Origin of the sequence: Oerskovia sp. NPDC056781, assembly GCF_042789955.1 — a bacterium.
GTDB lineage: Bacteria > Actinomycetota > Actinomycetes > Actinomycetales > Cellulomonadaceae > Oerskovia > Oerskovia rustica.
Genome location: NZ_JBHUAD010000013.1, coordinates 5,469 through 28,061, shown reverse-complemented (window position 1 = coordinate 28,061; position 22,593 = coordinate 5,469). Strand labels below are relative to the sequence as shown.

The 22,593-nt window shown below is 72.9% G+C and carries 21 protein-coding genes; 1 reads left to right on the top strand and 20 read right to left on the bottom strand.

Going from position 1 to position 22,593, the window contains the following annotated elements; all coding sequences use genetic code 11:
• Positions 1-45 precede the first annotated feature (45 nt).
• The 12 genes from lgt to ACFRCR_RS02370 form a co-directional block, all read right to left on the bottom strand.
• Positions 46-966 carry a prolipoprotein diacylglyceryl transferase gene (gene lgt / locus ACFRCR_RS02425; protein ID WP_377675236.1) on the bottom strand — a complete coding sequence of 307 codons (921 nt, stop codon included), beginning with the start codon at positions 964-966 and terminating at the stop codon, positions 46-48.
• Entirely contained in the window at positions 963-1,826 is an 864-nt protein-coding gene (gene trpA / locus ACFRCR_RS02420; protein WP_377675233.1) for a tryptophan synthase subunit alpha, read from the bottom strand. The genes lgt and trpA overlap by 4 nt, the downstream gene beginning before the upstream one ends.
• Complete coding sequence (trpB, locus tag ACFRCR_RS02415; RefSeq protein WP_377675231.1) at positions 1,823-3,079, bottom strand: tryptophan synthase subunit beta; 1,257 nt, start codon at positions 3,077-3,079, stop codon at positions 1,823-1,825. The genes trpA and trpB overlap by 4 nt, the downstream gene beginning before the upstream one ends.
• 46 nt (positions 3,080-3,125) lie before the next feature.
• Positions 3,126-3,938: an indole-3-glycerol phosphate synthase TrpC gene (trpC, locus tag ACFRCR_RS02410; protein WP_191795980.1), complete on the bottom strand. Its 813-nt coding sequence runs from the start codon at positions 3,936-3,938 to the stop codon at positions 3,126-3,128.
• Positions 3,939-4,133: 195 nt separating this feature from the next.
• Positions 4,134-4,586, bottom strand: coding sequence for a DUF2752 domain-containing protein (locus ACFRCR_RS02405; RefSeq protein WP_377675228.1), 453 nt, complete (start codon positions 4,584-4,586; stop codon positions 4,134-4,136).
• Between the two features lie 31 nt (positions 4,587-4,617).
• Positions 4,618-5,208 (bottom strand): DUF4190 domain-containing protein, encoded by a 591-nt coding sequence (locus ACFRCR_RS02400; protein ID WP_377675226.1) that lies wholly within the window; start codon positions 5,206-5,208, stop codon positions 4,618-4,620.
• 137 nt (positions 5,209-5,345) lie between these two features.
• Positions 5,346-5,621 carry an HGxxPAAW family protein gene (locus ACFRCR_RS02395; protein WP_191791288.1) on the bottom strand — a complete coding sequence of 92 codons (276 nt, stop codon included), beginning with the start codon at positions 5,619-5,621 and terminating at the stop codon, positions 5,346-5,348.
• Between the two features lie 79 nt (positions 5,622-5,700).
• Positions 5,701-6,480: a Trp biosynthesis-associated membrane protein gene (locus tag ACFRCR_RS02390; protein WP_377675223.1), complete on the bottom strand. Its 780-nt coding sequence runs from the start codon at positions 6,478-6,480 to the stop codon at positions 5,701-5,703.
• Positions 6,477-8,063, bottom strand: a complete 1,587-nt coding sequence (locus tag ACFRCR_RS02385; RefSeq protein WP_377675220.1) for an anthranilate synthase component I — start codon at positions 8,061-8,063, stop codon at positions 6,477-6,479. The genes ACFRCR_RS02390 and ACFRCR_RS02385 overlap by 4 nt, the downstream gene beginning before the upstream one ends.
• A complete protein-coding gene (gene hisI / locus ACFRCR_RS02380) occupies positions 8,060-8,443 on the bottom strand; it encodes a phosphoribosyl-AMP cyclohydrolase (RefSeq protein WP_377675254.1) in 384 nt (127 codons plus the stop codon). The genes ACFRCR_RS02385 and hisI overlap by 4 nt, the downstream gene beginning before the upstream one ends.
• Before the next feature lie 146 nt (positions 8,444-8,589).
• Positions 8,590-10,356 carry an ABC transporter ATP-binding protein gene (locus ACFRCR_RS02375; RefSeq protein WP_377675251.1) on the bottom strand — a complete coding sequence of 589 codons (1,767 nt, stop codon included), beginning with the start codon at positions 10,354-10,356 and terminating at the stop codon, positions 8,590-8,592.
• Positions 10,357-10,502: 146 nt separating this feature from the next.
• On the bottom strand, positions 10,503-12,428 hold the full coding sequence (locus ACFRCR_RS02370) for an ABC transporter ATP-binding protein (protein WP_377675249.1): 1,926 nt from the start codon (positions 12,426-12,428) through the stop codon (positions 10,503-10,505).
• A 290-nt stretch (positions 12,429-12,718) separates the two neighbouring features.
• On the opposite strand from ACFRCR_RS02370, the gene ACFRCR_RS02365 reads away from it, so the two are divergent.
• On the top strand, positions 12,719-13,456 hold the full coding sequence (locus ACFRCR_RS02365; protein ID WP_377675217.1) for a TIGR03085 family metal-binding protein: 738 nt from the start codon (positions 12,719-12,721) through the stop codon (positions 13,454-13,456).
• Positions 13,457-13,482: 26 nt separating this feature from the next.
• Here the strand turns inward: ACFRCR_RS02365 and hisF are convergent, their stop codons facing one another.
• The 8 genes from hisF to arc form a co-directional block, all read right to left on the bottom strand.
• Positions 13,483-14,253, bottom strand: a complete 771-nt coding sequence (gene hisF / locus ACFRCR_RS02360; RefSeq protein ID WP_377675215.1) for an imidazole glycerol phosphate synthase subunit HisF — start codon at positions 14,251-14,253, stop codon at positions 13,483-13,485.
• A gap of 3 nt (positions 14,254-14,256) precedes the next feature.
• Entirely contained in the window at positions 14,257-15,183 is a 927-nt protein-coding gene (locus ACFRCR_RS02355) for an FKBP-type peptidyl-prolyl cis-trans isomerase (protein ID WP_377675212.1), read from the bottom strand.
• 90 nt (positions 15,184-15,273) lie between these two features.
• Complete coding sequence (gene pafA, locus ACFRCR_RS02350; protein ID WP_377675209.1) at positions 15,274-16,635, bottom strand: Pup--protein ligase; 1,362 nt, start codon at positions 16,633-16,635, stop codon at positions 15,274-15,276.
• A complete protein-coding gene (gene prcA, locus ACFRCR_RS02345) occupies positions 16,625-17,365 on the bottom strand; it encodes a proteasome subunit alpha (RefSeq protein WP_377675207.1) in 741 nt (246 codons plus the stop codon). Before prcA ends, pafA begins: the two co-directional genes overlap by 11 nt.
• The gene (gene prcB, locus ACFRCR_RS02340) at positions 17,362-18,345 is read right to left on the bottom strand and encodes a proteasome subunit beta (RefSeq protein ID WP_377675204.1); all 984 of its coding nucleotides are present in this window, start codon (positions 18,343-18,345) and stop codon (positions 17,362-17,364) included. Before prcB ends, prcA begins: the two co-directional genes overlap by 4 nt.
• A 19-nt stretch (positions 18,346-18,364) precedes the next feature.
• Complete coding sequence (locus tag ACFRCR_RS02335; RefSeq protein WP_191795990.1) at positions 18,365-18,559, bottom strand: ubiquitin-like protein Pup; 195 nt, start codon at positions 18,557-18,559, stop codon at positions 18,365-18,367.
• A gap of 134 nt (positions 18,560-18,693) precedes the next feature.
• Entirely contained in the window at positions 18,694-20,334 is a 1,641-nt protein-coding gene (dop, locus tag ACFRCR_RS02330) for a depupylase/deamidase Dop (protein WP_377675247.1), read from the bottom strand.
• Between the two features lie 227 nt (positions 20,335-20,561).
• Entirely contained in the window at positions 20,562-22,253 is a 1,692-nt protein-coding gene (gene arc, locus ACFRCR_RS02325; protein WP_377675201.1) for a proteasome ATPase, read from the bottom strand.
• Positions 22,254-22,593 lie beyond the last annotated feature (340 nt).

Here is a 22,593-nt window from a genome sequence, read left to right as displayed (position 1 = left end):
GCTGGATGGTTGTCCAGCGGGTTCGCCTATGAAAAGACGGATGCCTCAACGACCTGGGTCGGGTCTGGCAGCATCTGCCTGCTCGGGCTCCGCAGCATCGAGCGATACTGTCTCTTCGCGCCCTGGGTTTCGGCGCCCGACAACGATAAACGCAATCAACGCACCGACTCCGACCAGGATGGAGGTCCAGACGTTCAGTCGGAGACCGAGCACCAGCTCGGCGTCGTCGATGCGCAGCATCTCGATCCACACGCGGCCAAGCGTGTAGAAGAGAACGTACAGCCAGAATACCCGACCGTGACCCAACCTGAAGCGACGGTCGAGGTAGATGAGGAGGAAGGCTGCTGCGACGTTCCACAGCATCTCGTAGAGGAACGTCGGGTGGAACAGCGTCCCGGCCCCGCAGGTGAGTCCTGCGTTGCTGCAGACGTAGTCCGCGATGCTCGGGTCGACCTCGAGCCCCCACGGGAGGGTGGTGGGACCGCCGAACAGCTCCTGGTTGAACCAGTTGCCGAGCCGGCCGATCGCCTGGGCGAGCAGGAGGCCTGGGGCGAGCGCGTCCGCGAACGCCGGGAAGCTCACCTTCTGGCGTCGACAGCCGATGTAGGCACCCACGGCGCCGAGGGCGATCGCGCCCCAGATCCCGAGGCCGCCGTCCCAGATGCGCAGGGCCTTGAGCGGGTCGCCGTCGGGCCCCCAGTACGCGTCGGGCGAGGAGATGACGTGGTAGAGACGTCCACCGACGATGCCGAAGGGCACGGCCCAGAACGCGATCTCGAGGACGTCGTCGGCGTCGCCGCCACGCTCGACCCAGCGCTTGCGCGTGAGCCACACCGCGACCGCGATGCCCGCCAGGATCGCGAGCGCGTAGGCGCGCAGCGGGAAGGGTCCGACGTACCACGTGTGCTCGGAGGGGCTGGGGATCGAGGCGACCACGGGCCCGACGGCGGAGATCAGCCCGTTCATGCCGTCACCTGCCCGGTGGTCCCGTCGCCCGCGCGAGCCGTGCGGACGCCTTCCGCCAGGTCACGCGTGACCGTGCGCAGGTTCTCGAGGCGCTCCTCCCAGGGCTCGTCACCGAGGAGCGGACGGACGAAGGCCGAGCCGACGATCACGCCGTCGGCGTACCGTCCGACCTGCGCGGCCTGCGCGGCCGTCGAGACACCGAGCCCCACGCACACGTGCTCGCCCCCCGCGGCGCGGGTCGCGGCGACCAGCTCCTCGGCCCTGCTGCCGACCTCGGCGCGGACTCCGGTCACGCCCATGGTCGAGGCGGCGTAGACGAAGCCGCGCGACGCGGCCGCCGTCAGGCGCAGGCGCTCGGGGGTCGAGCTCGGCGCGACGAGGAACACCTTGTCGAGGCCGTGCGCGTCCGCGGCGGCGATCCACTCGCCCGCCTCGTCCGGGATGAGGTCGGCCGTGATGAGCCCTGCTCCCCCGGCAGCGGCCAGGTCGCGGGCGAAGGCCTCGACGCCGTAGCGCAGCACGGGGTTCCAGTAGGTCATGACGAGCACGGGGACACCGAGCGCCGCCACGGCCTCGACCGCCGTGAAGACGTCACGCACGCGCGTGCCACCCGCGAGGGCGTGCTCGACCGCGCGCTGGATGACCGGCCCGTCCATGACGGGGTCCGTGTAGGGCAGCCCGAGCTCGATGATGTCGACCCCGGACTCGACCAGCGCCGTCGCGGCCTGGACGGTCCCCTCGACGCTCGGGTAGCCGACGGGCAGGTAGCCGATGAGCGCCGCGCGCCCCTCGGCCGCCACCTCGTCGATCCGTGCCGACGTCGCGTGGGGGGCGCGGACGCCCCCGACGGTCCCGCTCACAGGCTGCTCCCTTCGCCGTCGACCACGGTGTCCGCGTCGATCAGGTCGAACCACCGCGCCGCGGTCGCGACGTCCTTGTCACCGCGGCCGGAGAGGTTCACCAGGATCACGGTGTCCTCCTTGCCCGCGGCCTGCGCCTCACGACCGATCCGCAGCGCTCCGGCCAGCGCGTGCGCCGACTCGATCGCCGGGATGATGCCCTCGGTGCGGCACAGGAGGCGGAAGGCCTCCATGGCCTCGACGTCGGTCACGGGCTCGTAGGTCGCCCGGCCCAGGTCGTGCAGCCACGAGTGGGCGGGGCCGACGCTCGGGTAGTCGAGCCCCGCGGAGATCGAGTGGCTGGGCAGCGTCTGGCCGTCCTCGTCCTGCATGAGGTACGAGCGCGCGCCGTGCAGCACGCCCGGCGCGCCACCGCTGAACCGTGCGGCGTGCTTGCCGGTCGGGACACCCTCTCCCCCGGCCTCGAAGCCGTAGAGCGCGACGTCCTTGTCGTCGAGGAACGCGTTGAACAGACCCAGCGCGTTCGACCCGCCGCCCACGCACGCCGCGAGGGCGTCGGGCAGGCGGCCGATCCGGTCGAGGATCTGCGCGCGCGCCTCCTCGCCGATGATGCGGTGGAAGTCGCGGACCATCTCGGGGAACGGGTGCGGCCCCGTGACCGTGCCGAGCAGGTAGTGCGTGGTGTCGACGTTGGCGACCCAGTCGCGCAGCGCCTCGTTGATCGCGTCCTTGAGGGTGCGCGAGCCGATCGTGACCGGGACGACCGTCGCACCGAGCAGGCGCATCCGCGCCACGTTCAGCGCCTGGCGCTCGGTGTCCTCCTCGCCCATGTACACGACGCACTCGAGGTCCATGAGGGCTGCCGCCGTCGCGGTGGCCACGCCGTGCTGCCCGGCGCCGGTCTCCGCGATGACGCGCTTCTTGCCCATGCGCTTGACGAGCAGCGCCTGGCCGAGCACGTTGTTGATCTTGTGCGACCCCGTGTGGTTGAGGTCCTCGCGCTTGAGGAAGACCCTCGCCCCCCCGGCGTGCTCCGCGAAGCGGGGCACCTCCGTGAGGGGGTTGGGGCGCCCCGTGTACTCCCTGTGCAGCCGGGCGAGCTCCTCCTGGAACGTCGGGTCGACGACGGCCTTGCGGTACTCGGCCTCGAGCTCGTCGAGAGCGGCGATCAGGGCCTCCGGGACGAAGCGTCCGCCGAAGTCCCCGAAGTAGGGGCCCTGCTGGTTCTGCAGGGAACGTGTTGCGTCGGGCACGCGGCCTGACCTCCTCGGTACGGGATCTGGGGTGTCGGGGGCTTGCTCAGTGGCGGACGGACCACAGCGACGGGTGCGACCCGGCCGCGACGAGGTCGGCGACCGACGCGCGCGGAGCGGCGTCCGTGACGAGTGCCTCGCCCACGAGGACGGCGTGCGCCCCGGAACGGGCGTAGTCCATGACGTCGTGCGGGCCACGCACCCCGGACTCGGCGATGCGGACGTACTCGTCGGGGATGGCCGGGGCGAGCCGTGCGAACGTCGTACGGTCGACCTCGAGGGTCTTGAGGTCGCGGGCGTTGACGCCGATGACGCGGGCACCGGCGTCGATCGCGCGCGAGACCTCGTCGAGCGTGTGCACCTCCACGAGGGCGGTCATGCCGAGCGAGTGGACGCGCTCGACGAGCGAGGTCAGGACCGTCTGCTCGAGCGCCGCGACGATGAGCAGGACGAGGTCCGCACCGTGGGCACGGGCCTCCCAGACCTGGTACGGCGTCACGACGAAGTCCTTGCGCAGGACCGGGATGTCGACCTTGCCCCGCACGGCGTCGAGATCGGCCAGGCTCCCGTTGAACCGTCGCTGCTCGGTGAGCACCGAGATGACGGCGGCGCCGCCCTTCTCGTACTCCGAGGCGAGCGACGCGGGGTCCGCGATGGCCGCCAGGTTGCCCTTGCTGGGGCTCGAGCGCTTGACCTCGGCGATCACGGCGACAGCGTCCTCGGCCTTGAGGCGGCTGATGCAGTCGAGCGCTCCGTGGACGCGCGAGGCGCGCTCCTTCAGCTCGTCCAGGGTCGTCCTCGCCTGGCGCTCCGCAAGGTCCTCGCGGACTCCCGCGACGATGTCCTCCAGAACCGTCATGTGATATCTCCCCGTGCTCGTCGTCGACTCCGTGCCACCAGAGGCTCGCGTCCGCCCGCCGGGACCGTGACGGGTCACCCGCAGCATCTCTCCGCGAACCATTGACAGGGAGATACCTGCCATCGTAGAGCCGCCTGAGAGTGACCAGGGACACGTGTCACCTCGCGAGACGTGCTCCGGGTCCTCGTCCGGCCGTCAGGACGGCCCCAGGAACGGCGCCAGCGCGGGCACGTTCCGCGCGATCCCGAAGCCGACCAGGACCACGAGCCCGACGACCCCGGTCCACGGGGGGACCGCCCTCGCCGTCGTGCCGCGCCAGGCCCGCCGGACCCACAGCGCCCAGGCGACGACGAGGAACGGCACGACGAGGACCCAGAGCGGGTTCATGGCCCATGCCCCCGCGAGGTCGCCCGTCGCGAGGTCGTGCGTCGCGCGCAGGCCACCGCACGCCGGGCACGCCCACCCGGTGAGGGCGAGCAGCGGGCACAGCGGGTAGCCGCCCTCGTGCGGGTCCACGAGCGCGAGGAGCACGGTGGCCCCTGCGACGCCCGCCCCGACCCCGAGCGGCGTGCGCAGGGCGCGCCACGTCCGGTCCTCGGCCTGGACCGTCGCCGAGGCGGGCGGCGGCGACACCGGTGCTCTCGTCATCTGCGCGCCCCCTCTGGTCCTGTGCCGCCCGTCAGTAGTACGTCGAGTCGACCTCGCCGAACGCGAGCCCGAAGCCCACCAGGATCACGAACAGGATGATCGCGAGCACCGACAGCACCGACGCGACCCAGCCGAGGATGACCCCCGCCTGCGCGAGCCCTCCGTTGTTCGCCTCGCCGGACTCGACCGCACGCTTGGCCTTCGTGCCGACGATGATGGCCGGGATGCCCGTGAGGAACCCGCACGACAGCACGAACGACGCGATGCCCAGGACGAGGGCCCAGACGCCCAGGTCGTTGCGGGGGAAGTAGCCGTAGCCCCCGGGAGCGCCGGGGGCGGGGTACGGCGACGCGCCGTACGGAGCCTGCTGGGGCGCACCGTAGGGCGGCTGCGCGGGCGGCGGGTACGGCGAGTACCCGCCTTGCTCCCCACCGGGCACGGAGCCCGGGGCGGGCTGCCCCGTGGACGCCGCGTACGGCGACGTGGGCTGTCCGGGGTAGGTCGGGTACCCGGGGGCCGGCGGTGGCACCTGGCCGGGGGCCTGTGGCTCGACGGGCTCGCCGCCGGGCTGCTCCCCCTCGGGACGGTAGGGATCGTTCGGCGGGGTGGGTGGGTAGCTCATGGTGCGACCTGCTCTCTACGAGACGGCTGCGCGGCCCGGACGACGCCGGGTCTGCTGCCGGTGGTACGGCACGCGCCACGCACCGAAAGAGGGTGCGCGGCGCGTGGAGGCACGTCCGGGCTCTCGCCCGGGAGGGGTCAGTGCTGCGTCGTCGTCCGGGGCGCGACGCCGGGCTTCGGCTGGCCGTACCCCATGTTGCGCAGCACGCCGCCGCCGACGAGGGCCAGGGCGACCACGACCATGCCGACCCAGAAGAGCCAGACCTGGGCCATCGCGACGGCGACACCAGCGACGACCGCGCCCACGATGATGCCGATCATGGTGAACCAGGCCGCGACGGTGTGCCCGTGGTTCGTGGGAGGTGCCGACGGCGGCAGGTAGGAGATCTCGGTGGTCTGCGGCTTCTCGGCCATGGGGGTGTGCCTTTCGTCAAGATGTGCGCCCAGCCTATCGGACGCGGGTCGGTCTGTTCCTGCTGGCAGGACGTGATGTTCAGCGGTCGGTGGGGTCCTCGCCGCGGGTCAGCGAGTCCCACGTCTCCTGCTCGTCGGGCTCCTCGCCCTCCGGTGCGGCCACGGCGTCGCCCGCCGTCGCGTCGGCAGGCGCGGTGGGCGACGCGTCGGCGCGGCCCGTCGCCCCGGTGGCGCCGGAGCGGGTCCCGTCGGCGCGACCGGTGCCGGACGACGGAGAGGCCTCCGTGCGGACGATCTCGTGGCGGGCGGAGACCCGCCCCCACGACGGGGAGGACACCGCCGCCCAGAGCGCCACGAGGACCACGAGGACGCCCACCGCGCAGGCGACGTAGGGCCAGGGAGTGAGGACGATACCGCTCGTCATGTCCGTCACCCCGGTCGCCTCGGCCACCGCGGTCCGGGCGGCCTGCGTGGGGTCGCGCAGGATCGCGGCGGCCGACGCGGCGACGACGACCCCGCTCGCGGCGGACACCAGGAGCACGAGCCAGCGACCGATCCGCCCGACCAGCCCGAGAGCCAGGGCGCTCGCCACGACGACCAGCGCGCCCGCGCCGACCCCCGGCGCGGCCGACGTGCCCGTGACCTGGACCAGGACGTCGGGGTCGAGCGGTGTGGCTCCCGAGGTGCGCAGCCAGGTGGGTGCCGCAGCCGCGAGAGCGCCGCCACCGAGCACGAGCAGCAGGAGGATGGCGCTGCGGCGCGCCAGGCGCCACGACCGCGGCGCACGAGCGGCCGCCGCGGACCCGGTGGCCCCGGCACCTCGCGCGGCGCCGGCGGGCCCGGGCGACGCCCCGGTCATGCCAGGCTCCGCAGCCGCGCCGCGAGCTGGACGGCGCGCACCGCGGCCGCCGCCTTGTTGCGCGACTCCTCGTACTCGAGGGCGGGCACGGAGTCGGCCACGATGCCCCCGCCCGCCTGGACGCTCGCACGTCCACCTCGGATGAGCGCGGTACGGATCGCGATGGCCATGTCCATGTTCCCGTCGAAGTCGAAGTAGCCCACGGTCCCGCCGTAGATGCCGCGCGAGGCGGGCTCGAGCTCGTCGATCAGGGCGATGGCGCGCGGCTTCGGGGCGCCCGAGAGAGTGCCGGCCGGGAACGTCGCACGGAGCACGTCGAGCGCCCGTGCTCCCTCGCGCAGCGTCCCGACGACGGTCGAGCACAGGTGCATGATGTGGCTGAACCGCTTGGTGGCCATGAACTCGACGACCTCGACCGACGAGGGCTCGCACACCTTCACGAGGTCGTTGCGCGAGAGGTCGACGAGCATGATGTGCTCGGCGCGCTCCTTGGGGTCGGCCAGCAGCTCCTCGCCCAGCGCGACGTCCTGCTCGGGGGTCGCGCCGCGCGGACGCGACCCGGCGATCGGGAACGTGACCACGTGCCCGTCGTCGACCTTGACGAGCGTCTCGGGGCTCGACCCGACCACGGCGAAGTCCGCGCCGTCCGCGTCGGTGAGCTGGAAGTAGTACATGTACGGGCTCGGGTTGATGGTCCGCAGGGCCCGGTACACGTCGAGGGGCGGAGCCGGGCAGTCGAGGTCGAGCCGCTGCGAGATGACGATCTGGAAGACCTCGCCGTCGCGGATCGCGTCCTTGCCCGCGAGCACCGCGTCCTCGAACTCCTGGCGGGTCGAACGGAACTCGAGCTCGGGCTCGGGGACGTCGACGACGACCGCGGTCGAGGACCCACGGCCGGTCCCGGCCACGAGCTCGCCCTGCATCCGGTCGAGGCGCGCGACGGCGTCGACGTAGGCCTCGTCGACCCGCTCGTCGGTGTCGTCGAAGTTGATCGCGTTGGCGACGAGCCACACGCTGCCCTCGCGGTGGTCCACGACCGCGAGGTCGGTCGCGAGGCACAGCGTGACCTCGGGGACCCCCAGCTCGTCGGGGGCGTTCGCGGGCAGCGTGGGCTCCCAGTGGCGCACGACGTCCCAGCCCAGCGCGCCGGCGAGCCCGCCCGTGAGCGGCGGCAGGCCGTCGATCGCGGGGGTGCGCAGCGCGTCCAGCGTCCGTTCGAGCACGTCGACCACGTCCCCGGACGTGGGCACGCCCGCGGGGACGTCGCCAGTCCACACGGCCTGGCCCTCGCGCGCGGTGAGCGTCGCCCGCGAGGCGACGCCCACGAACGAGTAGCGGGCCCAGGAGCCGTCGACCTCCGCGGACTCCAGCACGAACGTGCCCGGGCGACCCTGCGCGAGGGTGCGGTAGAGACCCACGGGAGTGACGTCGTCGGCCAGGAGGCGGCGCACGACCGGGACCACGCGGCGCGAGGACGCGAGCGCACGGAAGCCCTCGACCGCGGGCCAGGTCTCGCCCCACGGCAGACCCGCGGCTGGCACCACGGGGACGGGCGAGCTGGTCACGGGGGACGGTCCGGTCACTGCGTCTTCTCCTCGGAGGTCTCGGTCTCGGGGCGGTTCCCGACGACGGCGCCCAGGTCTCCACCCGCCTCGAAGCACGTGCGGGCACCGGTGTGGCAGGCCGCGCCCACCTGGTCGGCGCGGACGAGCAGGGCGTCTCCGTCGCAGTCGATCTCGACCGACTTGACCCACTGCGCGTGGCCCGACGTGTCGCCCTTGCGCCAGTACTCCTGCCGAGAGCGCGACCAGAAGGTCACGCGGCCCGACGTCAGGGTGCGGCGCAGCGCCTCGTCGTCCATCCAGCCGAGCATGAGCACCTCACCGGTGTCGTGCTGCTGGACGATCGCGGCGACGAGGCCGTCGGCGTCGCGCTTGAGGCGCGCGGCGAGGGTCGGGGGCAGCTCGACGGGAGCCGCGGCGGAGGTCCCGTCGGCGGTGACGGGCTGGTCGGCGGAGGAGGCTGCGTTCTGGGGCACCCGAGAATCCTGCCAGATCCCCGGGGCCCCCTCGTCCGTGGTCCGCCCCTCGACCCGCCCGCCGACCTCGCTCATCGTGTCTGCGCGACCCACGACGCGTGCATCGAGGCGTAGACGCCGCCCGCTACCGCGAGCTCGGCGTGCGGGCCGACCTCGACCACGTGCCCCGCGTCGACCACGACCACGAGGTCCGCGGCCTCGGCCGTCGAGAGCCGGTGCGCGATCGTGATGGTGCTGCGGCCCGCCGTGAGCGAGTCCAGGGCGCGCGCGATGCGCACCTCGGTCGCGGGGTCCACGGCCGACGTCGCCTCGTCGAGCACCAGGAGGTCGGCCTCGGCAAGGTACGCACGCGTGATCGCGACGAGCTGCCGCTCCCCCGCGGACAGGGCCTCACCCCGCTGCCCGACGGCGGAGCCCAGCCCGTGCGGCAGGTCCGCGACCCAGTCGGTCAGGCCGAGCTCGGCGACGGCGGCGTCGATGCGCCCGGCGTGCCGGGCGGCGGCCTGCGCGGCGGTCTCCCCCGTCCGGCGACCTCCCTGCTCCGACACGTCCCGCACGCCGTACGCGATGTTCTCGGCGAGCGTGCCGTCGAACAGGAAGCCCTCCTGCGGCACGAGCACCACGCGCTCGCGCAGGCTCGCGGCCGACAGGTCGCGCAGGTCCACGCCGTCGAGCCGGACCGCGCCCGACGTCGGGTCCATGAGCCGCGTCACGAGCTTGGCGATCGTCGTCTTGCCCGAGCCCGTGGCGCCGACGACCGCGACCGAGGTGCGGGCCGGGAAGTCGAGGTCCACGCCGTGGAGCACCTCCGGGCCGTCCGGGTAGGCGAAACGGACGTCCTCGAGCGTCACGTGGGCGGGGCCGCGCGGCGAGCGCACGCCCTCCTCGCCCTTGTCGACGACCTGGATCGGGGTCTCGACGACCGCGAGGACACGACGCCAGCCCGCGACGGCGTTCTGCAGCTCGTTGAGGATCTCGGTCGCCATCTGCACCGGCCCCGTGAAGAGCTGCACGAGGAACAGGAACGCAAGGAGCTTGCCGGCCGTGATCGTCCCGTCGATGCCGAGCAGCGTGCCCACGACCACGACCGCCGCGAGGACCAGGTTCGCCACGAGCACGCCGCTCGAGAAGACGGTCGAGACGAGCTTCTGCGCCCGGACCATGCCCGTGCGCGTGCTCTCGACGGCCGCGTCGATCCGGCGTCCCGTGCGCTCCCCCACGCCGTACGCGCGGATCGTCTCGGCCCCCACGACGGACTCCGAGATGGCGCCGAGCATCGCTCCGACCCGTTCACGCAGCGCGGTGTACGCGGCGTTCACGTGCTTCTGCGCGGGGCGCAGGATCAGGAAGAGCGGCACGAAGCACGCCCACACGAGCAGCGTGAGCTGCCACGAGTAGAACGCCATGAGGATCGTCGCGGCACCGATCTGCAGCACCGAGACGAGCAGCATGATGCCGCCCCACTGGACGAACAGGGAGATGGTGTCGACGTCGCTCGTGACGCGCGAGACCAGGGCGCCGCGACGCTCGGTGCTCTGCGTGAGGACCGACAGGTCGTGCACGTGCCGGAACGCGCGCACGCGCAGGCTCGCGAGCCCGGCCTCGGTCGAGCGGAAGAGGCGCACGTTGACGAGCGCCGAGCACAGGCCCGCGACCACCAGGACGAGGGCCGCGGCCCCCACGAGCAGCGTCACGCGGCTCGTGTCGGGACCTCCCGGCGCCATGATGCCGGTGTCGACCGTCTGCTGGACCGCGATCGGGACGACGATGCGCCCCAGAGCGGCCGCGACAGCCAGGAGCAGCGTGATCCACACGCCCTGGAGGATCTCCGGCGACATCTGGACACCCTTGCGCAGGGTCGCGAAGACCCCCAGCGCGCTCGCAGAGGCGATGCGGGCGCCCGTCGCGTCCTCGACGACGACCTCGGGCTTCGCGGCGCGGCCCCGACGACGACGCTCGCGGGGCGGGGTGGCGGTCGTGGTGCTCACTCGGTCACCGTCCCTTCCTCGGCATGACGCACGATCTCGTCGGTCTCCTCCTGCTCGCAGCGCTCGATCTCCTCGCGCTGCTCGTCGTCCCGGTCGCGCTCGTCGTACCCGTCCGGCAGGTCGCCGTCGAGCTCGTCGGCCTCCGCCCGGCGCTCGGCCTCGCGCTGGTACGCGGTCGCGAGCTCGCGGTAGCCGGGGTCGCGGACGAGCAGCTCCTCGTGCGTCCCGACGTCGACCACCCGCCCGGACTCGACGTGGACCACCTGGTCCGCGAGCGCGACGCTCGACATGCGGTAGGCGACCATGACGACCGTGGGGTGCTCCGCCGTCGGGCGTGCGCCCGCGGTGGCCGTGGGCCCCTCGCCGCGCAGCCCCGCCAGGATCTGCTGCTCGACGCGCGGGTCGACGGCGGAGGTCGCGTCGTCGAGGACCAGCAGGCGCGGGGAGCGCACCAGGGCGCGTGCGATCGCGAGCCGCTGCCGCTGCCCGCCCGACAGGTTCGAGCCGCGCTCGCCCAGCGGCGAGTCGAGCCCCCCGGGCAGGCGGGAGACGACGTCGTCGACCTTCGCCAGGCGCAGCGCGTCCCACACCTGCTCGTCGGTCGGGCCGACGCCCTCGTCCGCGAGCGTCACGTTGGAGCGGACCGTGTCCTCGAAGATGAACGTGGACTGCCCGACGAGCGCGACCTGACCCGTGAGGTCGGACGCGAGCGCGTCGCGCACGTCGACGCCGTCGATCAGGACGCGGCCCCGCGTCGGGTCCGACAGGCGCGAGAGCAGGGACACGAGCGTGGTCTTGCCCGCGCCCGTGGGGCCGACGACCGCGACGGTCCGCCCGGGGGCCAGGTCGAGCTCGATACCGTCGAGCAGGGTCACGTCGCGACCGCCTGCCCGCACGTCGACGCCCACGTCCTCGAAGCGCACGTGCGCACCCCGCGACGTCACGGGCAGCCGCTGGTCGCCCGCGACCGGGATGCCCGGGGCGTCGAGCACGCTCGCGATGCGCTCGTACCCCACGAGCGCACGCGGCAGCTCGCCCAGGACCCACCCGAACGCCCGGACGGGGACCGCCATGATCGTCAGGAGGTACGCCGCCGTCACGATCTCGCCCGTGTCGACCGCGCCCGCCGAGACCCGGGCCGCCCCGACCCCGAGGACCAGGAGCGTGCCGAGAGAGGGCAGCAGCTCGATGACCGGGTCGAAGTACGCGCGGACGATCCCGACGCGCACGTTGGCCGCGCGCAGCTCGTCGGTGCGGGCCGCGAAGCGGCGCTCCTCACGCGCCTCGGTGCCGAGCGACTTGACCAGGAGCGCGGCCTCGAAGCTCTCGTGCGCGACGTCGGAGACCTCGGCGCGCAGCTGCTGCGCGTGCGTGATCGCGGGCGACATGTACTTCTGGAAGACGACGTTGACCGCGACCGCGAGCGGGATGACGATCAGCGCGGCGCACGCGAGCCACACGTCGATGCGGAACAGCATGACCGCGGACACGCCGATCATCACGACCACGCCCAGCGCGAAGGGCAGCGGGTTGAAGACCCCCGTCGCGGCCTCGACGTCGGAGTTGGCGTTCGACAGGAGCTGGCCCGCCGGGTGGGCGCGGTGCCACGACATGGGCAAGCGCAGGTACTGGTGCGTGACGGCCGTGCGGTGCCGGGCCTGGATGTTCGCGTAGCCGTAGCCCGCGAAGATGCGCCGGCCGGCGACGGTCAGCGCGAGCGTCACCGCGATGCCCACGAGCACGAGCCCCGCGATCCACAGGTCGCCCCGGGCGTCGGCGTCCCCCGCGAGCGCAGGGACGACGACCTCGTCCGTGACCCGCCCGACCGCGAGGCTGATGCCCACGGTCGTCGCGCCGAACAGCGCGGAGGCCCCGATCGCGAAGATGTAGACGCGCCACTCGGAACGCATGCCGCGCCCCATGAGCTGGAGCGAGCGTCGCGTGCGCGAACCGGTCAGTGCGTGGCGCCGTGCGGTCGCCGACGCCGAGTGCGCGGGCGGCACTGTCCGCCCGGTGGACCCTGCGGGTGCGTCGGGGTGCGGGTGGGTGGACTTCGACCGGCCGGGCGCAGCGCCGGGGCGCGCGTCCTGGGTCCGGGGCGTGGTGTTCGTGGGGGTGCTCCGTCGCGCGGACACGGACGATCCTCGTCTTTCGTGGGGGTTGTCACGATCTTCTCACACGGGACATGGCGTGCTCGTGCGAGCATGGCCCGATGCAGCCCACCGCCTGGCACGCCCACGAGCGCGCCGCCCTCGTCCACGCCCTCACCCAGGCCGGCCCCGACGCCCCGACCCTCTGCGAGGGGTGGCGCACCCGGCACCTCGCGGCGCACGTGATCCTGCGCGAGCACCGGCCCTGGACGCAGGCCGGTGCCAACGGCGGGCCCCTGCACGGCTGGTCCGACGGCCACCTCCAGGAGCTCGCGGCGACCGCGCTCGAGCCCGGCGGCTACGCCGTGCTCCTGGCCCGCGTCGAGCAGCCGCCCGCCGCGTGGAGCCCGTGGTCCTGGGCCGGGGACCTCGTCAACCTCGCCGAGTACTTCGTGCACACCGAGGACGCGCGACGCGGCACGTGGGAGGCGGGGCCGGACGAGACCGGCACGGACGGCGGCCCCGGGGGCACGAACCCCTCGGACGGGCGCGCCCGCGACCTGCCGCCCGGCCTGCGGGACGCGCTCTGGGCGCAGCTCCGCCGCGCCGCCCCGCTGTTCTTCCGCCGTTCCCCCGTGGGGGTCGTGCTGGTCGTCCCCGGTGGCCGGCGGCTGGCGGTCACCTCGCCGCCGCAGCGTCCGTCCGAGGACGGACGCCTCGCCGGCACGGTCGTCGTCACGGGCCAGGTGGGCGAGCTCGTGCTCCACGCGTTCGGTCGCGGCCGCCACGCCGGGGTCACGGTCCAGGGCGACGCGGCCGACGTCGAGGCGCTCGACGCCGTGGTGCCCGGACCGCGCTGAGGCGTGCGTCGTCGTCGGGCACGCGCTCAGCGGACGAGCAGGCCGGCCTCGCGCATGTGCTCCTTGACGTCGCCGATCGTCAGCGTCTGGAAGTGGAACACGCTCGCAGCCAGCACGGCGTCCGCGCCGGCCTGCGCGGCCTGGGCGAAGTGCTCAGGGGTGCCCGCTCCCCCGCTCGCGATGAGCGGGACCTTCACCTCGGAGCGCACCGCGGCGAACATCTCCAGGTCGAACCCGCCCGTCGTGCCGTCGGCGTCCATCGAGTTCAGCAGGATCTCGCCCGCGCCCAGCTCCGCGGCGCGCACGGCCCACTCGACCGCGTCGATCCCGGTTCCCCGGCGACCACCGTGCGTCGTCACCTCGAAGCCCGACGGCGTCCGCACCTCACCGCTCACACGTCGCGCGTCGACCGAGAGCACCAGGACCTGGCTGCCGAACCGGTCGGCGATCTCTGCGACGAGCTCGGGGCGCGCGATCGCCGCCGTGTTGACCCCGACCTTGTCCGCTCCCGCGCGCAACAGCTTGTCGACGTCGTCGGTCGTACGCACCCCGCCACCGACCGTGAGCGGCACGAAGACCTGCTCCGCCGTCCGGCGAACCACGTCGTACGTGGTCTCGCGGTTGCCCGACGAGGCCGAGACGTCGAGGAACGTGATCTCGTCGGCCCCCTCGGCGTCGTAGCGCGCCGCGAGCTCGACGGGGTCGCCCGCGTCGCGCAGGTTCTCGAAGTTGACGCCCTTGACGACGCGCCCCGCGTCGACGTCCAGGCAGGGGATGACACGGACCGTGACCGACATGAGCTACTGACCTTCCGTCTGACCTTCTTGGCCCGGCGTCTCGTCGACCACCGGGAAGTGCGCGTCCAGGATGTCCACCACGTACACGAGCGTCTCGTCCGCGTACGGCCGCCCCGTGCCCGCGTAGGCCAGGGCGGGAGGGACGACGAGCAGCACCTGGCTGCCGACGCTCTGCTCCAGGAGACCCCGCTCCCACCCCTCGATGATCTGCCCGATCCCGATCATGGTCGACGCCGGCTTGGTGCCCTCGGGCCAGTTCGAGTCCACGATCTCGCCCGACGACCACTCGACCCCCGTGAAGCGCACCGTGACGACCTGCCCGGCCTCGACCTGGACCCCGGCGCCGCGGACGAGCGGCTGGACCACCAGGTCCCCCGGAGGGGCGGTGTCGGCGGGGATCGTCACCGTGGGGGCCCCGTCCTCGCCGAGCGCCACCGTGGGCAGCCCCTCGACCGGTGGGATCTCGTCCCCCGTCGCGCGCGTGGGCAGCACGTCGATGACCAGGACCAGCGGGACGTCGTTCGCCTCCTCGAGGTACAGCACGCGCGCCCCGACCCGCTGCCCGGCCAGGAGGTCGACGATCTCCGACCCCGCCTCGGCGTCCGTCAGCGCGAGCGACGTGGGGGCGTCGGTGTACGTGTTCTGCAGCACCGTGCCGTCCCGCCCGTCGAGCGCGTACATGTTGACGAGCACGTCCTGCCCCTCGACCAGCTCCGCACCCGTCCCCGGCACGAGGACCTCGCCGCGCTCGTCCGGGACGCTCAGGGGCTGCTGGAACTCGACGACGGGCGGGTCCCCGATCTTCCCCGAGACCGTGACCTCGGTGTTCGCGGACGCGTCCTCACGCTCCGGCAGCTCCGAGCAGGCCGTGGTGGTCAGGGCGAGCGCCAGGGCGACGACGACGGACGACCAGTGGTGCTGACGGCGCACGAAGCTCCTCGGGACGAGCAGGGACGGGGTGCCACCACCCTAACGGTGGCGGCACCCCGTCCCTGCTCGTGTCCGGACTGCGGGCCGACGTCACATGGACTCGATGAGCCGCTCGACCCTCTCGTCGACGTTCTGGAACGGGTCCTTGCACAGCACGGTCCGCTGGGCCTGGTCGTTCAGCTTGAGGTGCACCCAGTCGACCGTGTAGTCGCGCCGGGCCTCCTGCGCCTTGCGCACGAAGTCCCCGCGCAGCTTGGCCCGGGTGGTCTGCGGCGGGATCGCCGTCGACTCGAAGACCTCGAGGTCCGTGGTGATGCGCTCGACCATGCCGCGCGCCGCGAGCATGTTGTAGAGCCCGTCGGTCCGCGAGATGTCGTGGTAGGCCAGGTCCAGTCGGGCGATGCGCGGGTCGTCGAGCTCCAGGCCGTGCTTCTCCTGGTAGCGGCGCAGGATCTTGAGCTTGATGACCCAGTCGAGCTCACGGTCGACGAGCGACAGGTCGTCGGTCTCCAGGGCACGCAGCCCGCGCTCCCACAGGTCCAGGACCTGCTTCACGACGGGCGTGGGGGCCTCGTTCGCGTCGACGAACTCCTTGACCCGCTGCAGGTACTCGCCCTGCAGGTCCACGGCCGTCACGGTGCGCCCGTTCGCCATCTGCACGGGATGCTTGCCGGTCATGTCGTGGCTGATCTCGCGGATGGCCCGGATCGGGTTCTCGAGGGCCATGTCCCGCATCGGGACCCCCGCCTCGATCATGCGCAGGATCAGGTCGGTCGCCCCGACCTTGAGCATCGTCGTGGTCTCCGCCATCGAGGAGTCGCCGACGATGACGTGCAGGCGCCGGTAGGACTCGGCGTCGGCGTGCGGCTCGTCGCGCGTGTTGATGATGGGGCGTGAGCGCGTGGTCGCGCTCGAGACGGCCTCCCAGATGTGGTCCGCACGCTGCGACAGGGCGTAGATCGCGCCACGCGGTGTCGCGAGGATCTTCCCGGCCCCCGTGAGCACCTGACGCGTGATGAGGAACGGCACCAGCACGTCCGAGAGGCGCGCGAAGTCGCCCTGACGCCGCACGAGATAGTTCTCGTGGCACCCGTAGGAGTTGCCCGCCGAGTCGGTGTTGTTCTTGAACAGGTGGATGCGTCCCGGCAGACCCTCGTGCTCGAGCCGCTCCTGGGCATCGGCCACGAGGCCCTCCAGGATGCGCTCGCCGCCGCGGTCGTACGCCACGAGCTGGCGGACGTCGTCGCACTCGGCCGTCGCGTACTCGGGGTGCGAGCCCACGTCGAGGTAGAGGCGCGAGCCGTTGCGCAGGAACACGTTCGACGACCGGCCCCACGCCACGACCTTGCGGAACAGGTAGCGCGCGACCTCGTCCGCGGACAGGCCGCGGCCGTCGTCCGAGGCGCAGGTCACGCCGTACTCGGTCTCGAGACCGAAGATCCTACGGTCCATCCGGAGCCTCCTCGGGTGTCTCCTCGAGCAACCCGGCGAGCACCGCGCCGGTCAGACGGCGGAAGGCGCGCCGGGGGCGGGTGCGGTCGAGGACCGCGACCTCGAGCTGGTTGGCGGGGATCGCCTCCGCCCCCTCGAGCGCGTCGCGGGCGTCGTGGGCGCCTGCGCCGCCGAGCGTCGCGACCGCGAGTCGCAGCACCTCGGGAAGCGTCATACCGGGGTGCCAGGCCTCGCCCAGGTCCCGGCCCAGCTGCTCGGCCTGCCCGCCCATCACGACGAAGCCGGACTCGTCCGCGACGGACCCGTCGTAGGACAGGCGGTAGATCTGGTCCTGGGCCGGGCTCGGCCCGACCTCGGCCACGACGAGCTCGACCTCGAGCGGCTTGGACTCGGTCGTGAAGACCGTGCCGAGCGTCTGCGCGTACGCGTTCGCCAGCCCGCGCGCGTTCACGTCGGACCGGTCGTACGAGTAGCCGCGCAGGTCCGCGTACCGCACGCCCGCGACGCGCAGGTTCTCGAACTCGTTGTACTTGCCGACCGCCGCGAACGCGATGCGGTCGTAGATCTCGGAGATCTTGTGCAGCGACCGGGACGGGTTGTGCGTCGCGAACGCGATGCCTTCGTCGTAGGCGAGCACGACGACCGATCGGCCCCGGCCGATGCCCTTGCGCGCGAAGTCGGCCCGGTCCTTCATGAGCTGTTCGGGCGAGACGTAGAACGGCATGCTCATCGTGCGTCACCTCCCTCGTGCGTCCGGTCGGTCGGGTCCGGCTGGTCGGCCGGGAGCCCCGGCGGCTCCGGGGCGAGCCCCGCCGTCGGGCGAGCGATGCGCACGCGCGCCGCACGGTTCCCGTCGGCCGCCTCGGTGCGCTCCGCGACGATCCGCGCCGCGACCGCCGCGAGCTCGTCGTCGGGGACCCGGCGGTACCCCTCGGCGGTCACGGTGACCACCACGGGCCAGATCTGACGGACCGCGTCCGGGCCGCCCGTGGCCGAGTCGTCGTCCGCCGCGTCGTACAGGGCCTCGACGGCCACGTGGACCGCGTCGGCGGACCCGAGCCCCGGGTGCCAGCGCTTCTTGAGCGACCCGCGCGCGAAGACCGAGCCCGACCCCACGCTGTGGTGGTCGCGCTCCTCGTAGCGTCCCCCCGTGACGTCGTAGGAGAAGATGCGCCCCAGCGCACGGTCCAGGTCGTAGCCCGCGAACAGCGGCACGACCGCCAGGCCCTGCATGGCCAGGCCGAGGTTCGCACGGATCATGGTCGAGAGCCGGTTGGCCTTGCCGTCGAGCGACAGGAGCGCGCCCTCGATCTTCTCGTAGTGCTCGAGCTCGAGCTGGAAGAGGCGCACGAGCTCGACCGCGATGCCTGCGGTCCCCGCGATGCCCACCGCGGAGAACTCGTCGGCCGGGAAGACCTTCTCGATCTCGCGGTTGGCGATCATCGACCCCATCGTGGCGCGGCGGTCCCCCGCCATGACGACCCCGGCCCCGAGAGTCCCGGGGTCCCCGAAGGTCAGCGCGACGATCGTCGTGGCGTGCGGGGCGAGCTGCGCGCCGGCAGCGCCGTGGCCGGCTGCGTTGGAGGGACCCGCTACGGCCTTCGCAGAGGGCAGGAGGTCAGGGGCGTGGCTCGCGAGGAACTCCACGAAGGAGGACGAGCCCGGCGTGGTGAAGGCGTGCGGCAGACGCCCGGAGAAGTCCATGGTCATCAGCTCCTGGCCGGTCCGGCTACTCGCCGCCCTTCTGGACGAACCCTCGGACGAACGACTCGGCGTTGGACTCGAGCACCTCGTCGATCTCCTCCAGGAGCGAGTCGACCTCGGCGTCCCGGTCCTGGGCCTGCGGTGCGACGGGCGCGGGGGTGGCCGCGTCGTCGTCGGGACGCCGGTCCTCGTGCGATGCGCTGGTGCGTTCCTGGGCCATCTTCGCCTCCTGGGTGTGCGTGCTGTCCTGCTGGTCCGTGGGCGGCCCTGCGCGAGGCCCGCGTCTTCTTGAAGCCTAGGCTCTTGCGTGCCGATCGCGAGGTGCGACGAGCCGCGAGCGCACGGCGGGGTCCGTCATCGGCCGCCCGAGAGGCCCGCGAGGAGCGCCCCCGCGTCCGTGCTTGCGTCGAGCAGCGCGCCGATGTGTGCCCGGGTACCGCGCAACGGGTCGAGCATGGGCACGCGCTGGAGCGACGGGGCACCCACGACGTCGAAGATCACCGAGTCCCAGCTCGCGGCCGAGACCTGGTCGCCGAACCGGGCCATGACCTCGCCCCGGAAGTACGCGCGCGTGTCCTCCGGCGCGTGGTGCACGGCCTGGGAGACCGCGCGCTCGTCGACGATGCGCTCGGCCGCGCCGGCGGCGAGCAGCCGGTGGTAGATGCTGCGCTCGGGGCGCACGTCCGACCACTGGAGGTCCATCGCGGCCAGGCGCGGGTGGTCCCAGTCGAGGTGGTCGCGCTGCCGCAGCCTGTCCAGGAGCCGCAGCTTCGCGACCCACTCGACCTCCTTGGCACACGAGGAGGGGTCCGTCCCGAGGCGTTCGAGGACCGAGTCCCAACGGTCCAGGACCGACCGGGTCTCGTCGTCGAGCGTGCCCAGGTGCTCGGCCGCGCGGCGCACCACGTCGGCGTACACGCGCTGGACGTCGAGGGCCGTGAGCCGGCGCCCGTCGGCGAGCAGGAGCGGCGCGGTCAGGTCGAGGTCACGGCTGACCCGTTGGACGTCCGTCACGGGGTCGTGCAGGCGCAGGGCCGCGAGCTCGGCGCGCAGCGAGACCCCGGTCGCCGCCTCGACCGACGCGAGCGCGTCGAGCTGCTCGATCACGAACAGGACGAGCGAGGTGGTGCCGAGCTTGAGGTAGGTCGCGACCTCGAACAGGTTCGCGTCCCCGATGATCAGGTGCAGGCGGCGCCAGCGCTGGCGGTCGGCGTGCGGCTCGTCGCGCGTGTTGACGATGGGGCGGCGCAGCGTCGTCTCGAGGCCGACCTCGGCCTCCATGTAGTCCGCGCGCTGCGAGAGCTGGAACCCCGGCTCCTGCCCCACTGCGCCGAGGCCCACGCGCCCCGAGCCCGTGAAGACCTGGCGCGTGACGAGGAACGGCGTGAGCAGCTCGACGATGGTCCCGAAGGGCACCTCCCGCTCGACGAGGTAGTTCTCGTGCGTGCCGTAGGAGGCGCCCTTGCCGTCGACGTTGTTCTTGTAGAGCACGACCTCCGAGCCCGGCACGGCGCTGAGCTCGCGCGAGGCCGCGAGCATGATGCGCTCGCCCGCGACGTCCCAGCACACCGCGTCGGCGGGGTTCGTGACCTCGGGCGACGAGTACTCCGGGTGCGCGTGGTCGACGTACAGCCTCGCACCGTTCGTCAGGATGACGTTCGCGGCGCTCGGGTCGTCGTACTCCTCGTGCGTGGGGCGCGCGACCTCCTGGAGGGAGGTCGGCACGCCGGGGCGCTGCGCCACGGGGCCCGACGGCGCAGGCCGCGTCGGGTCGTCCGTCAGCAGCGAGGGGTGGGCCGAGGCACGCTGGAGGTGGAACCCCCGGGCGTCCTGCAACGGGTCCTCGTCGTCGTAGTCCCACCGGGCCTTGCCGCGAGCGCCGTCGGCACGCGCCGCGAGCGCCCGGTAGGTCGTCACGACCTGGCTCGACATGAGCATCGGGTTCGCGAGCGGCCGCCCGGGCTGCAGCACGCCGTACTCGGTCTCGATCCCCATCACGCGTCGCACGGTCACGAGCACCACCCTATGCCGGGGCCGTGACCGCGGGGCGGGCTGTCCACGGAGAGGACCGTCGCGACGCACCCCCGCCGGGACGCCTCGCCCCGACGCGAGCCGGGCCCGGCGGCGGGGTGCGCCGTCGGGCCCGGTCGTGCGGTGCGGCGCCGCGCGCCGGACCTCGTGCCGCCAGTGCCCGCAGGTGACTCCAGGCGCCGGGTAGGTGCCTAGAGGTACTGACCCGTGTTGGTCACGGTGTCGATCGTGCGCGCGACCGCGCCCGCCCCGTCGCCCTTCTTCTGGACGATCGTGCGGATGAAGACGATGCGCTCGCCCTTCTTGCCGGAGATCCGCGCCCAGTCGTCGGGGTTGGTCGTGTTCGGCAGGTCCTCGTTCTCCTTGAACTCGTCGACGCACGCCGCGAGCAGGTGCTCGACCCGGATGCCGCGCTGACCGGTCGCCAGGAGGTCCTTGATCGCGGACTTCTTGGCGCGGTCGACGACGTTCTGGATCATGGCGCCCGAGTTGAAGTCCTTGAAGTAGAGGACCTCCTTGTCGCCGCTCGCGTACGTGACCTCGAGGAACTGGTTCTCGTCCTCCTCGGAGTACATGCGCTCTACGACGCTCGTGATCATCGCGTCGAGGGCCTCCTGCGCGCTCCCGCCGTGCTCGGCCAGGTCCTCGGCGTGGATCGGCAGGTCCGTGGTCAGGTACTTCGCGAAGATCTCCTTGGCGCCCTCGGCGTCGGGGCGCTCGATCTTGATCTTCACGTCGAGCCGCCCGGGGCGCAGGATCGCGGGGTCGATCATGTCCTCGCGGTTGGAGGCGCCGATGACGATGACGTTGTCGAGGCGTTCGACGCCGTCGATCTCGCTCAGGAGCTGCGGGACGATCGTCGTCTCGACGTCGGACGACAGGCCCGTGCCGCGCGTGCGGAACAGCGACTCCATCTCGTCGAAGAACACCACGACCGGGGTGCCCTGCGAGGCCTTCTCCCGGGCGCGCGCGAAGATGAGCCGGATGTGGCGCTCGGTCTCCCCGACGTACTTGTTGAGAAGCTCGGGCCCCTTGACGTTGAGGAAGTAGCTCTTGGCGCCCTGCGGGTCCGAGACGACCGTCTCCCCCGCGAGCTCGCCGGCCGCGGCACGCGCCTTGGCGACGGTGTGCGCGAGAGAGTTCGCGACGGCCTTGGCGATGAGCGTCTTGCCGCACCCGGGGGGGCCGTACAGCAGGACGCCCTTGGGCGGGCGCAGCCCGTGCTCGCGGAACAGGTCCGGGTGGCTGAACGGCAGCTCGACCGCGTCGCGGATCTGCTCGATCTGCGGCCCTAGGCCACCGATGTCGGAGTAGTCGATGTCGGGGACCTCTTCGAGGACGAGCTCCTCGACCTCGGACTTGGGCACGATCTCGAACACGAAGCCGCTGCGCGTGTCGATCGTCAGGGAGTCCCCGACGCGCAGGGGCGCGTCGGCGAGCGAGCCCGCGAGGCGCACGACGCGCTCCTCGTCGGAGCGCCCGACGACCAGAGCACGGTCGGAGCCCAGGAGCTCCTTGACCGTCACGAGCTCGCCGACCTGCTCGTACCCGCCCGCGGCGACGACCGTCATGGCCTCGTTGAGCTTGACCTCCTGGCCCGGCGCCAACCGCGACACGTCCAGGCTCGGACTCGCCCCGACGTGCATCTTGCGGCCCGCCGCGGACACGTCGACCGTGCCGTCGGGGTGCGCACCGAGGAACAACGCGTACGTGCCCGGCGGCTTGGCGAGCTCGTCGATCTGCCGCTTGAGGTCGATGATCTGGTCCCGCGCGGCCCGCAGGGCCTCGGCGAGCCGCTCGTTCTTCGCGGACAGGATCGCCTGCTGGCGCTCCGCGTCACGGCTCGGGGTCTGTCCAGGTGTCAGTCCAGGTGTGTCGGTCATCCGGCTTCTCCCTCTCGCAGGCACCGTCAGGAGGTCGTGCGGTCGACCCCGTCACCGGTGCGTCACCGACCCCCGGCAACCCGGTGATCGAGGCACGACCTTACGCACAAGTCTCCCGCGAGCGCTGCCAGAACACCCGGGCTGAGACGGCCGTTCCTCAATCGTTGTCGACGGCGCCCGAAACGTCCCGGGTGTCCTCGGCCGAGACCGCGGGGTCCGCCAGCGGCTCGTGGGCCCCCGCCCCGGGGGGGCCCCGCGCGCGGGGGGGGGCCCGGGGGGGGGGGGGCGGGGGGGGCCGGCCCGCCGCGCGGGGCCCCCCGCCCCCCCCCGGGTGGGTGGG